At 60.5% G+C, this 12,925-nt stretch carries 8 protein-coding genes and 1 pseudogene; all 9 read left to right on the top strand.

Translation table 11 applies throughout. The annotated features are described in order from the left end of the window. Positions 1–53: 53 nt before the first annotated feature. The 9 genes and pseudogenes from OMP38_RS00755 to OMP38_RS00715 all read left to right on the top strand — a co-directional run bounded on the left by OMP38_RS00755 (position 54) and on the right by OMP38_RS00715 (position 12,871). Positions 54–818 (top strand): hypothetical protein, encoded by a 765-nt coding sequence (locus OMP38_RS00755; RefSeq protein ID WP_277563482.1) that lies wholly within the window; start codon positions 54–56, stop codon positions 816–818. Further along, positions 751–1,953: a DUF2961 domain-containing protein gene (locus tag OMP38_RS00750; RefSeq protein ID WP_277563481.1), complete on the top strand. Its 1,203-nt coding sequence runs from the start codon at positions 751–753 to the stop codon at positions 1,951–1,953. Before OMP38_RS00755 ends, OMP38_RS00750 begins: the two co-directional genes overlap by 68 nt. Positions 1,954–2,174: 221 nt before the next feature. Further along, the gene (locus OMP38_RS00745) at positions 2,175–3,794 is read left to right on the top strand and encodes a response regulator transcription factor (protein ID WP_277563480.1); all 1,620 of its coding nucleotides are present in this window, start codon (positions 2,175–2,177) and stop codon (positions 3,792–3,794) included. Next, complete coding sequence (locus OMP38_RS00740) at positions 3,791–4,864, top strand: cache domain-containing protein (RefSeq protein ID WP_277563479.1); 1,074 nt, start codon at positions 3,791–3,793, stop codon at positions 4,862–4,864. Before OMP38_RS00745 ends, OMP38_RS00740 begins: the two co-directional genes overlap by 4 nt. Further along, complete coding sequence (locus OMP38_RS00735) at positions 4,782–5,606, top strand: sensor histidine kinase (protein WP_277563478.1); 825 nt, start codon at positions 4,782–4,784, stop codon at positions 5,604–5,606. Before OMP38_RS00740 ends, OMP38_RS00735 begins: the two co-directional genes overlap by 83 nt. A gap of 282 nt (positions 5,607–5,888) precedes the next feature. Then, positions 5,889–8,768 (top strand): chitobiase/beta-hexosaminidase C-terminal domain-containing protein, encoded by a 2,880-nt coding sequence (locus tag OMP38_RS00730; protein ID WP_277563477.1) that lies wholly within the window; start codon positions 5,889–5,891, stop codon positions 8,766–8,768. A gap of 1 nt (position 8,769) precedes the next feature. Next, entirely contained in the window at positions 8,770–10,479 is a 1,710-nt protein-coding gene (locus tag OMP38_RS00725; protein ID WP_277563476.1) for a chitinase N-terminal domain-containing protein, read from the top strand. 951 nt (positions 10,480–11,430) lie between these two features. After that, positions 11,431–11,829, top strand: a pseudogene (locus OMP38_RS00720) (ABC transporter permease subunit); the annotation flags it as partial. Positions 11,830–11,929: 100 nt separating this feature from the next. Continuing rightward, on the top strand, positions 11,930–12,871 hold the full coding sequence (locus OMP38_RS00715) for a carbohydrate ABC transporter permease (protein ID WP_277563475.1): 942 nt from the start codon (positions 11,930–11,932) through the stop codon (positions 12,869–12,871). Positions 12,872–12,925: the final 54 nt, after the last annotated feature.

Genomic DNA, 12,925 nt, shown 5'->3' with positions numbered 1-12,925 from the left:
AGCGGCAGCGGAGCCGTATGCCCATTACGTGCAGACGCGGAGGAGACCGATTCATGAACAAAGATATTAAGCCGCCGAAGGGTCTTGCCAGCCTGGAGCGATTCGATCTGCTGCCCCTGCTGCGGGACGGCGTTCAGGTCCACTACGAAGGCAGCATCGACAAACAAGGCTACAACGCGGATTGGGACTGGCTATTGTACAAGGACGCCAACGAGTACGTGATCTTCGACGTCGACGGTCCGGGCTGCATTTACAACTTCGTGCAGCACCGGTATCCGGACAGCCCGGAGCCGACGTTTCGATTTTACTTCGACGGAGAGGCTTTGCCCCGGTTTGAAATCAGGCATTCCGAATTCGGATCGAAAGCGCCGTTCGTCGCGCCGCTCGCAGGCGCGTATCTCGGGCCGGAAGAAGGCGGTCGCGGCCCGATCCGCGTCGTGCGCAGCTTCGTGCCGATGCCGTATGCGAGTTCGTGCAAAATTACGACCGATCTTCGCTTGAAAGGCGCGAACAAAGGCGACGGCGGATGGGGACATGTCGTCTATCATTCGTACGCCGAACCCGATGACGAGCTCACTACGTTTACCGGAAACGAATCGTACGAACGCGTCCTTGGCCCGTGGTCGCGCGTCGGCGAAGATCCGAAGCCGGACATCGCGTCCGCTGCGACCGTGCGACGGGATCTGACGATATCGGCGGGGGAATCGGCCGTCGTCTTCGAGGCGCAGGGGGGCGGGCTGCATCGTCTCGATGCTGGCAGAGACGCCAGGCATCCGCGCGAACGATCTATGGATCCGAGCGACGTGGGACGGCCATGAGAGGCCCGACGTAGATTGCCCGCTCGGCGCCTTTTTCGGCAACGAGCTCGGCGTCAACGCGATCGGCGTGCTCTCTCACGGCACTCGCGCGGACGGCGTTTCGTACAACTATTTCCCGATGCCGTTCTGGCGGGGCGCAAAGGTCGAGCTCGTCAACAAGAGCGCAGAGACGCTGCGAATCGCCAGGTGGGACATCCGTTGCATGACTGAGGAAGCCTCCCTCTCGAGATACCCGGAAGGCCGCGCGGGCTACTATCGTTCCTCGTCCTACCGTGAATCCGAGGCGACGCGCGGAGCGGATGCCGTCATCGGGCGGATCGAAGGAAAAGGGCATATGGTCGCCGCGCAGGTCACGGCGCTTGCCCGCAAGCCCGGCATCGTCAGCTGCGAAGGCGACGTTCGCGTCTTCATCGACGGCATCGCGACGCCGCAGGTCGAGAGCGACGGCTCGGAGAGCTACGTCTGCTACGGCTGGGGCTTCCCGACCCCGCCGGAGACGAATCCCTCGAGCGGGTACGACGGGCTGCCGGACAACCCCTGGTCGATGGTGCGGCTGTGCGCGGGCGATTGCTATCCATTCAGGGAAAAGCTCGTGTTCGGCATCGAGTCGGGAGATTATAACAATCAATATTTGCGGCATTCGGGCATTTTGTTCTACTACGGCGTAAATTCGCCCGGCATGCTGCTCACCGACGAGCTCGACGTCGGGGACCGGGGCTCCGAGGAAGCGCACGGTTACGCGGCAATCGGCGGACGCGGCAGCTATACGCTGGAGAGCGGCTATGAGGACGGCACGCGTCGCCTGCTGAAGGATTTGGGCAGAGAGACCGAAGGCTACAGCGAGTTCACGGTCGCGATCGATCCGCGCAACGTCGGCGTCCGGCTGCGCCGCAGGTCAGACCAGATCACGGGCCGGCAGCGGGCGCGCGTATTCGTCGACGGCGAGCGCGTCGAATCTCGCAGCTGGTACTTCGCCGACCGCAACCCGTACAAGCGCTGGCTGGAGGATGAATTCGAGATTCCTTCCAGATATACGGCGGGCAAGACGGATATTACGGTGCGGCTTGTTTTCGAGCAGGAGGGCGAAAACAGAGCCTGGAACGAATTTTATTACTGGATTTACTCGCTCGTATAAAATGAAGGCTGGCGCGGTTTCGATTCGCCGGCCTTTCGTCGCTTGGGCGAAATCAAGGAAATCGTAAAATCGTTCAACCTCCGGCCGCCTTCTTCGTCTTATGATGAAAACACTCGAATCTCGATATCGTGCGTATGGCCCGGATGCTTGTCCGCGGAAAGCGAATCGGTTATAGTCGAGGTCAAACGAAGGAGAGCCGCTCGGATCGGAGGGATGCCGCGATGTACAAGGTGATGATCGTCGAGGACGAGATGCTCGTCCGCGTCGGACTTAAGAGCTCCGTCGACTGGAGCAAATACGGCATGGAGGTCGCGGCCGATCTGCCGGACGGACAGGCGGCTTGGGACTACTATGCGAAGGAAAAGCCCGATATCGTCATTACCGATATCCGGATGCCGCGGATGGACGGCATGGAGCTGATCGAACGGATCCGCGAGGCCGACAAGGAGACGCGCATCGTCGTGCTTTCCTGTCTTGAGGAGTTCGATCTGGCGCGACGGGCCATGTCGCTTGGCGTCTCCAATTATATATTGAAGCTCACGATGACCGAGGCGGAGATCGGCGGCGTCCTGGAGGGCGTGCGCCGCAGCCTGGACGAACAGCGCGCGCGCGGCCAGCCGGGCGAAGGCAAGCCGCACCCCTCCAACCTGGATCTGGTGAAGGAGAAGATGCTCAAGGATTTTCTGTTTTACAACATTTTCTCGGCCGATGAATTCGAACGCTTCGTCGTCCAGCACGGCTTGCGCCTCCAGCCGGTCCGGCTCGTCGCCTGCAAGATGGAGCTCGACCGCTTCGCGCGGATGCAGGAGAAGTTCAAGGACGAGCACGGACATCTGATCAAGATGACGCTGCTGAACGTGCTCGGGGAGATCGCGTCCGCCGCGCGCCGCGGCGAAGCGTTCTGCATCGACGACAAGCATTACCTGATTCTGTTGTCTTTCGAGGACATAGCGTCCGAGCAAGCGATCCAGCAGGAATCGCATGCGATGCTCGGCAGCATTCAGGAGGCGATCTCGACCTACTTCGGCGCGTCGGCGTCGTTCGGCGTGAGCGGCATCCGAAGCGGCTACAAAAACCTGCCGGCGCTATATGCCGATGCCGGCAAGGCGCTGAGACATAAATTTTTGACCGGCACCGGCCAGCTTCACCGCGTCGGTCAACCGCCCGATCTGGCCGGCGTGCGCGCGCGCATCGGCCGCCTTCGGGAAGCCGCGCCGCTGCGCGCGCTGCTGTCCCCGATCAAGCAGAAGGAATACGAGGCATACCTGCAGTCGCTCGAGACGTCCTTGTCCGAGGACCGCAAGACGATCGAGTCGCTTCTTTTTCATTTTCTCCAATGGGTAGGCACGAGTCTGTACAATGACGGACAAAATGAAAAGACGCTGCTCATGAACGTCACGGGACAGCTCGAGGAGGCGGATTCGCTGCCCGAGATGCTCGATTGCGTATCGGTTTTTTTCGCGGAAATCGTCGAAGAGACGCGCAACCGCCTGCATATGAGCAGCGACATCACCAAAGCGATTCAATACATCAAGCAGCACTACAAAGAAAATATCAGCCTGCAGGCCGTCGCCGATCACGTGAACCTCAGCTTCAGCTATTTGAGCTTTTTGTTCAAAAAGGAGCTGCAGATTACGTTTATCGATTACCTGAACCGGTACCGGATCGAACGGGCCAAGGAGCTGATGGCGGCTACGCAGATGAAGTCCTACGATATCGCGGTCGAGGTCGGTTTTTCGCCGGAGTATACGTACTTCAGCAAGGTTTTTAAAAAAGTGACGGGATTGAACCCGAACGATTACCGCAGGCAGCGGACGAGCGGCCAGGCGGCCGCCGAATGAAGCTGCCGCACGCCTTCCGGAGCCTTCGCTCGCAGCTCGTGCTGTCGTACATGCTCATCAGCGTGCTCGTGCTGTCCGCCGGCACGTACTATGTGTATTCCTTTATGCTGAACCAGATTCGGGCGCAAAACGAACGCCTGCTGCTTCAGCAGTTCCAACAGGTCGATCACAACGTCCACGGCGTCGTCAGCGAAGTGGATCGGCTGTCCAACCTGTTCTGGGTTGACGAGCAGATTCAGTACTTGCTCCAGAATATCTCCGACAAGCGCAACGTCGACTTCGTGAACTATCAGAACCTGCTGCAAAACCGCATCGAGACGTTTATTTTTAACTACAACTACATCCACTCGATCTACCTAACCGCGGAACAGCAGGGCGTCGTCGGCGGCAATGCGGGGCAGACGCTCGTGCAGACGGAGGAGGAGTGGGTGCGGCTTTTTTTCAAGTCCGACGCCTACTTGCGCTCCCAACGCGAATTCCCGAAGCTCATCGTGCAGGGCAACGTGAAGGAATCGTATTACAACCCTTACAAGACGGGTCCGAACGACGCCACGCTGGTCAGCATGCTGCGCGGCGTACGCAGCATTTACGAGCCGCGGACGAGCGGCACGCTGATTTTCAACATCGACGAGCGCTATCTCGCCTCCATGTACGCGTCGGATCTCAGGCCCGAGGACGGGGACATGTTCATCGCGGACAAAGACGGCGTCATCGTCTCCAGCAACAACAAGGAGAAGATCGGATCGGCCAGCCCGTTCGTGCCGCAAAAGGAGGGCGCTCCCGCTTACGGCAGCCGCGACGAAAAGGGAGGCAGCGTCCAGACGGTCTATTACAAGCTGCAGGATGCGGATTGGTACATTTTGAAGGAAGTCCCGCTCGGGCTGTACGCCGACCAGATTTACAAAATGCAGCGGGCCGTCGCGCTCTTTTTTTATCGTCAGCCTCCTCATCATGTTCGCGCTCTCTTACGTTTGGCTTCGCAAGATCATGAACCCGCTGCAGGTGCTGTCGGGCAAAATGAAGGACATGAGCCGGGGGGAGCTGGGCGTCACCTTCGACCGCGTGCCTGACAACGAGCTCGGGACGGTCATCCGGCGGTTCAACGAGATGTCGCTCAGCATCGTGGAGCTGATCGACAAAAACAACAGCATGCAGGAGCAGAAGCGGGAGACGGAGATCGAATCGCTGCAATACCAGATCAACCCGCATTTTCTGTACAACACGCTGAATATGGTCCGCTGGATGGCGAACATGAAGAAGACGGACGATATTGAACGCAGCATCGTGGCGCTGGGCAACCTGCTCCGCCCGGTATTCTCGAACAAGGATCCGATGTGCGAGCTGCGCGACGAGCTGGCCTACTTGACGCACTATATCGGCATCATCAACATGCGGTTCAACGACAGCGTCCAGTTCGACATCGACGTCGACGAGACGACGGCCTCGTGCCTCGTACCCCGTTTCATCCTGCAGCCGCTCGTGGAAAATTCGATCGCGTCCGGCCAACGGGAGGAAGAGCAAGAAATTTTTATTTCCATTCACGCCGAGTCGGACGGGGGCGAGCTGCGGATCGTCGTCAGCGATTCGGGCACCGGCATCCCGCAGGACCTGCTGGAGGAGCTCAATCGGAGATTCGAAACGGGCGAAGCTTACGAATCGGCGGGCGGCGGCAGCGGCATCGGGCTTCGCAACGTGAACAAGCGGATCCGTCTCTACTTCGGCGATCGATACGGCTTGCGGTTCGTCCCGCGCGACAAAGGGGCGGAGGTCGTCGTCCGCTTGCCTTCCCTTCAGTCCCAAAAGAAGGATTAAGCCAATGAATGATCTCGCCCATCCGGGCGGGGTCATTTGCTTTTAATGCAGGGACTTGAACGAATTTAAAAATCGTTCAACCTGCGCCGGCTGCGTTTATGCCGTTTTTTCAAGCGGATCGCGAGATCGTTCATATGAACCGGCATGCGAAGCGATTATGTTGAAAAAGTCGGGGAGCCGGCAAGCGCAACCAGGCCAACGTCGAGTAGCGGAGGTGATCGGGCGGCACGAGTTGTAAGCGGTTACCGTTCATACACACCCTTTAAAGGAGCGATTCTGAGGATGATGATCAGGAAATCCAGGTTTGGCGCGCTTGGAGCCGCAACGCTGCTGCTATCCGCCCTGCTGCCGGCCGGCGCGGGCACGGGAAGCGCCGTTGCGGAGGAAACCGCGGCGGCCGAGAGCGTCACGGTGAGCATCGATACCGGCAACGTCATCAACGACGATTTTCTCGGCGTCGGCGTGAACGTCATGCCGCTCGCGCTAATGCCGAAGTCGGCAAGCTACGGCTACGACGGGCCCGAATGGGAGATCGACAAGAAGCGGATCGGCACGATCAAGCCGAAGGTCGCGAGGCTTTGGTTCCAGGTCGATTGGGTGGAAAAGGAGAAGGGCGTCTACGACTTCGACAGCGAGGAGATGGAGGCCGTCTATCCGTACCTGGACGCGCTCAAGGCGGCGGGCACCGAGATCGAGCTCAACTTCGGGTGGAAAAACGGCGAGGAAATTCATGACTGGTTCGGCTTGCCGGGCGTCGATCCGTGGACGAGCGCGCCGGCGGACGTCGACGACTTCGCCGAATCGGCATCGAATACCCTCCAGGCGCTCATCGACGAACGCGGCTACGACAATATCAAGTATCTGACGTTTTACAACGAACCGAACGGCAGCTGGGATTTCGAGACCGGCGGCGACAAAGCGAATCAGCAGCAGTACTACGCCAACATCGTCACGAAGGTCAGCCAGCGCCTCGCGGCGGACGGCTTGCGCGACCGGATCGGCATCTGGGCGCCGGAAGAGACGAGCGCCACGGACTGGACGACCGCGTTGCATACGCTGGCGGACGCGCATATCGACGGCTACAGCTTTCACATGTACGGCGCGTCGTACGAGAGCCTGGGCGCCGAGATCGCGGCCCGCAAGGCGGCGGTCGGACCGAAGAAGGTTCAGATGACGGAGTTTGGCTGGTCGGCGGACGACGCCAGCGGCTGGAACTCGGGCTTTGCCAACTACGTCATTCGCGGCGCAAACGAAGGGCTACAATCGGCGCTCGTCTGGCAGCTGAACGGCGTCTGGAGCACCGACCCGCTCGGCGACGTCAACGGCAACTACACGATGTGGGATTCGGTCGTGCAGGGGCTGACGGCGAAGCGGACGTTCTATTCGGCCGGACTTCTCAATCGGTACGTCCCCGCGCACAGCGACGTCGTCGAGGCGCTGTCGAGCTCGCCGGACGTGCGCGCGGCCGCCTTCAAGACGGACGGCGGCGACTATGCGATCCTCGTCGAGAGCAAAGCGGGCGCGCCGAAGGACATCACGTTCGACTTCGGCGGCGCCGCGATCGGCAAGACGTTCGTAAAGCACGCGTATAGCGATGCGGTGGCCAGAGACGGCAACGCGCTGCTGCCTCCTGCTTCGGGCAGCTTTGCCGCCACGGATGCGTTCCGCGACGAGAACGTCGGCGCCGACTACAACTTCGCGATCTATACGACCGAAGCGTCGCAGACGCAGGTCGAGCTGACGCCGGTCGAAGCCAAGGTGACGGGCGGCGATACGCTGCAGCTGTCCGCGGACGTCATCGACAACGCGGGCGGCGTAAACTGGAGCGTCATCGGAGCCGGCAACGGCACGATCGACGCGAACGGCTTGTATACGGCACCCGACGTGGACACGGAGCGCCAGGTGGCGATCAAGGCGGTCAGCCAGGCGGATCCGGACGGCTACAATATCGCTAGCATCACGGTGACGCCACGGTCCATGGCGACGCGCGTAGACGCGCCCGTGCTAAGTTTGCCTTACGGCGTATACGATTCTTCGGAGGCGGTGACGGTCACGACGGGAACGCCGGGCGCCGAGATCCGCTATACGATCGACGGCAGCGCGCCGACCGCGGCTTCGCCGCTGTACGAACGGCCGGTCATTTTGAAAACGTCCACGACGCAGCTTTTCAAAGCCAGGGCCTTTAAGGCCGGACTTGAACCGTCGGGCACGACTTCGGCGTTCTACCGCATTCTCGACGTGAGCGTTGCCCCGGACGGCTATCAGTTCTGCGCTTACGAAGGCGGCGAGTGCTACTACGAAGGCGAGGGCATCGTCGCGTACGGGGCGGACGGTCTCTTCAACTACAAAGTGGCGACGAACGGCACGGATTGCACGGTCGCGGTTTTCGGCGATCCGAACCCTGGCGCGGTCAAGCGCTGCTATTACAGCGCGGATGTGCCGGACGAACTGCCGCTGGTCACGTTTTACAATGCCGGCTTCGAAAAGCCGGCGGTAGCGAGCTACCGGAACGGACCGTTCACGAACGGCTGGGTGTTCAGCGACCATACGGGCGTGCACAGCAATACGAGCGCGTTCGCGCCGCCGCCCGCGCCGCAAGGATTGCAGAGCATGTACCTGAAAACCGACGGCGGCATCGACGGAAACTTCTACCAGGAGATCAACTTCAAGCCCGGCGAATACCAGGTTTCCTTTAAAGCCGCCAACCGAACGAGCTTCGGCGGGCAGCAGACGTTCGGCGTTTACTTCGACGATGAATTGATCGGCAGCTTCGCGCCCTCGGGCTCTTACACGACGTTCCGCACCGACAGCTTTGAAACGACAGGCGGCAAGCATAAGATCAAGTTCCAGGCCACCTCGCATACGGGCGACAATACCGCCTTTATCGACGCAGTCGAGATCGGCCCGCCGAAGCCGCCGGAGCCGGCGGCGCTGCTCAACGCGGGCTTCGAATCGCCGGCGGTCACGGCGGCGAGCGGCGTGAAGGCGGGCGCCTTCGCGGACGGCTGGTCGTTCAACAACCGGTCCGGCATCCAGAAGAACGGCTCGGCGTTCGGGGCGAAGGACGCGCCGGAAGGCGTTCAGACCGCGCTGATTCAGACGAACGGGGGGACTTGCGGGCGAGATCAAGCAGACGCTCGGCTTCCCCGCGGGCCGCTATAAATTGTCCTTCCAAGCTGCGCGCCGCGGCTACGGCGGCCAGCAGAGCTTTGACGTCTATTATGACAATGCGGTTATCGGCTCCTATTCGCCGACGTCGCAGGACTTCAAGGCGTTTAAGACCGGCGGCTTCGAGGTCGCGACGACCGGCAGCCATACGATCAAGTTCGCCGCGACGACGACGACCGGGGACAATACGGCGTTCATCGACGACGTCAGGTTGATCCTGGTCGAGGAGGTCGCCGACCAGACAGCGCTCGCCAGCAAGAAGAGCGAGATTGCGTCGGAAAACCTGCAGGCGGCCAACTACACGGATGCCAGCTGGACGGCGCTGCAAAATGCGCTGGGGGCGGCTGATGTCGTGTTGGCAGACGCGTATGCGACGCAAGCCGACACGGATGCGGCTTTGTCGGCGCTGATCGCGGCGCGCGAGGGACTTGAGTCGTTCGTGCCTGCGCTCGCGAACGGCGGCTTCGAGTCGCCTGCCGTCACGAGCTACCGCGTCGGACCGATGACGTACGATTGGACCTTTAACGGACTCGCGGGCGTGCAGAAAAACGGTTCCGTATTCGGCGCGCCGACCGCGCCGGACGGAACGCAGACCGCGCTGCTCACGTCCAAAAACGGCTCGCAAGGCGAGCTGTCGCAGACGATCCGCTTCGCGGGAGGCACCTATAAGCTCGCCTTCCAGGCCGCGCGACGGGACTTCGGCGGGCAAGTCGCCTTCGACGTGTATTACGATACGACACTGCTGGCCTCCTTCTCGCCGGCGAACAAGACAGGCTTCGCGGCGTTCGAGACGCCGATTTTCGCAGGAGCCGCCGGCAATCACGCGATTCGCTTCGTCACGACGAACGCCTCGGGCGACAATACGGCGTTTTTGGACGGGATCGTCGTGCTGCAAGCCGTGCCGCCCGCGGACCGGACGCAGCTGCAGGCCAAGTATGAGGCGATTGCGGCCGAAGGCTTGAACGAAGCCGCCTATACGGCAAGCAGCTGGTCCGCGCTGCAGACGGCGCTGAACTCGGCAGCCGCGGCGCTCGCTGACGAATCTTCGACGCAGAAGCAAATCGACGCAGCGCTCTCCGTGCTGACGACGGCGCGCGAGGGTCTGGCGGCCGAACCGCCGGCGGCGGCGAAGCCGGGCGTGCCGGTGCTGTCCAGCGACAACGGCTACGACACCGGGCTGCTCGACGGGGATTACAAGATCTCGATGAACCTGTGGTACGGCGAGAACGGAACCGTCTACAAGCTGTACGAGAACGACACGCTGATCGATACGCAGCGGCTCGCGAGCGCGTCGCCGGCGGCGCAGACGGCTTATACGCAGCTCTCGGGACGCGCGGACGGCACTTACCGTTACCGGGCCGAGCTGATCAATGCCAAGGGGACGACGTCAAGCGAAACCCTTGCCGTCGTCGTCAAGGACGCGAAGCCGGGCAAGCCGGTGCTCTCCGCGAATAACTGGGACGGCGACGGCAGCTACGACGTGTCGATGAACATGTGGTGGGGAACGAACGGAGGGACGTATCGTCTGTACGAAAACGGCACGTTGATCGATACCCAGCAATTGACCGTCGGCACCCCGTCGGCGGAAGCGGCGACGACGGCGATCTCGGGCAGGACGCCAGGCAGCTATGAATACCGTGCCGAGCTGTCCAACGCGGCCGGCACGACGACTGGCGACACGCTGATCGTGCAAGTGTCGAAGTAAGTTAAGGAAAGATCATAATAACGAGACTTTAACAGCTCAAGCAAACGAGCCGCTTTGGCACGCCGGCGTACCCGGTGGCCAAGGTGGCTTTGTGCATTCACCTACCAGAGTAAGAGGTCGCTCGAACCGCGCAAACCTCGCTAACAGCCCGCGATCCGCCGAATTGGCCCGCTGTAGCGGTGAATTTCTCGCATCCTGCACGCTCGCTAAGCGCCATCCCCGCGCCGTACAGCAAAAACTGCGGCTCCAGACACCAAAACTACCTTGCCCAGGGCTGTAACCGCATGTTTGCGGTTTCAGGCTCCGAATCTACTAATCCGCCTCCATGCTTTTGTTCAACCCGCCGCAAAATCGTTCAATCCGCCCGACTGCGCGCCTCTATATATTTCAACGAGATCGAGAGATCCTTCATTCGACCCGGTTCCGAAGCCTCCTATAATGAGGACATCACAAGAGAGAGATTACTGGAGCAAAGGAGAACCGCTATGGAAATCACGACCGCGAGTCAGACCGGCAAAAAGCGGCGCTTCAAATCGAGCCACCGGCGAAAGGACGGATACAAGCTGCTGCTTGCGGCGCTGCCGTTCGTCCTGATCGCCTTCGCTTTCAGCTATGTGCCGCTGTTCGGCTGGATTTACGCCTTTTTCGACTATCACCCCGGCATCCCGCTATCCAAAACGCCATTTTCCGGACTCGACCGGTTCCGAGAGATGTTCAGCGATCCCCGGATGGGGCCAGTGCTGATGAACACGCTGGCGCTGAGCTTTCTCTCGATCCTGACCGCGCCGATCCCGATGCTGTTCGCCATCATGGTATCCGAAGTGCGCAGCGGCTGGTTCAAGCGGCTCGTGCAGACCGTCTCCACGCTGCCGCACTACATCAGCTGGATCATCGTATACGCGCTGGCGTTCAGCATGTTCAGCACGGAGGGGGGCGGTCAACACGTTCCTGATGAAACTCGGACTCGGCGGCGCGCCCGTCGACGTGCTCGGCAACTACGAACGCGTGTGGACGGTGCAGACGCTGCTGCTCCTGTGGAAATCCGTCGGTTGGAGCGCGATCATCTATCTGGCCGCCATCGTCAGCATCGACAGCGAACAGTACGACGCCGCCAAGGTCGACGGCGCGGGCAGACGGCGCACGATCTGGCACATCACGCTGCCGAGCATCATGCCGACGTTTATCGTGCTGCTGCTGCTCTCCATCAGCAACCTGCTATCCGCCGGCTTCGAGCAATACCTCGTATTCAGCAACGTGATGGTCGCGGACCGCATCGAGGTGCTCGACCTGTACGTCTACCGGCTCGGGCTGGTCACGGGCGACTACTCGTACTCGACGGCCGTAGGGATGTTCAAGTCGATCATCAGCATCGTGCTGCTGTTCACCGTCAACCTGCTGTCCAAAAAAATTCCGCGGCCAAGGGATCGTCTGACCGGAAAGGAGCTTCCTCATGAATACGCACACCGCATCCAAGCCGGCGGCCGTCGCTTCGAAGCCGGAGCGGCGAAGGCGGCCGATCGACTACAAGGATCTGACGTTCAACTTTTTCAACTATTTGATTCTGACGCTGCTCGTGCTCGGCACCATTTATCCCTTTTACTACATCTTCATCTATTCGATCAGCGATTCGATCGAAGCGCAGAAGGGCGTCACCTTCTGGCCGGCGGGCTTTTCCCTGGAGGCTTACCAGACCACGGTGAAGCTGCCGGGCATTATGGACGCCGCCATCGTCTCGCTGTCGCGGACCGTCGTCGGCACGCTCATTACCGTTTTCTGCTGCTCGTTCTTCGCCTATCTGATCACGAAGGAAGAGCTTCCTTTTCGCAAAACGATCTACCGGTTCGTCCTCGTCACGATGTACTTCAACGCGGGCTTCATTCCCTGGTACCTGACGATGAAAACGTACGGCCTGCAAAACAGCTTCCTGCTGTACGTGCTGCCGACCGCGCTGGCGGGGTTTAACGTCATCCTGATCAAGACGTTTATCGAACAGCTGCCGGCCTCGCTCGAGGAATCGGCCAAGATCGACGGCGCGGGCTACTTCAAGATCTACACGAGCATCATTTTTCCGCTGTCGATGCCGATCATCGCGACGATCGCCGTGTTCGCCGCCGTCGGGCAGTGGAATACATGGTTCGACAACTACTTTCTCGTCGAAAACCCGAAGCTGCAAACGCTTCAGCTCGTGCTCTACAACTTCCTGAATCAATCGAGCAACCTGTCCAATGCGACGACGGAGCAGCTGAACCGCGGCGACCTGGTCCGGACGCTGACGCCGCAGTCGATCCGGATGGCGATCACGATGCTCGTGACGCTGCCGATCGTGCTCGTGTACCCGATGCTGCAGCGCTATTTCGTCAAAGGCATCATGATGGGCGCGGTCAAAGGCTGACCGGGGCGCAATGCCTTCCAACCCTAAAAAGACAAGCTTGGATTATCCGGCTTT

This window comes from Cohnella ginsengisoli, assembly GCF_029525555.1.
GTDB classification, from domain to species: Bacteria; Bacillota; Bacilli; order Paenibacillales; family Paenibacillaceae; genus Cohnella; species Cohnella ginsengisoli.
The sequence above is the reverse complement of the archived record's forward strand: the minus strand, read 5'-3'. Positions and strand labels throughout refer to the sequence as shown.

Bases quoted from the DNA above. Each gene is read 5' to 3' on its own strand.
- OMP38_RS00755 (WP_277563482.1), top strand. From the start codon at position 54: ATGAACAAAGATATTAAGCCGCCGAAGGGTCTTGCCAGCCTGGAGCGA.
- OMP38_RS00750 (WP_277563481.1), top strand. From the start codon at position 751: ATGCTGGCAGAGACGCCAGGCATCCGCGCGAACGATCTATGGATCCGA.
- OMP38_RS00745 (WP_277563480.1), top strand. From the start codon at position 2,175: ATGTACAAGGTGATGATCGTCGAGGACGAGATGCTCGTCCGCGTCGGA.
- OMP38_RS00740 (WP_277563479.1), top strand. From the start codon at position 3,791: ATGAAGCTGCCGCACGCCTTCCGGAGCCTTCGCTCGCAGCTCGTGCTG.
- OMP38_RS00735 (WP_277563478.1), top strand. From the start codon at position 4,782: ATGAACCCGCTGCAGGTGCTGTCGGGCAAAATGAAGGACATGAGCCGG.
- OMP38_RS00730 (WP_277563477.1), top strand. From the start codon at position 5,889: ATGATGATCAGGAAATCCAGGTTTGGCGCGCTTGGAGCCGCAACGCTG.
- OMP38_RS00715 (WP_277563475.1), top strand. From the start codon at position 11,930: ATGAATACGCACACCGCATCCAAGCCGGCGGCCGTCGCTTCGAAGCCG.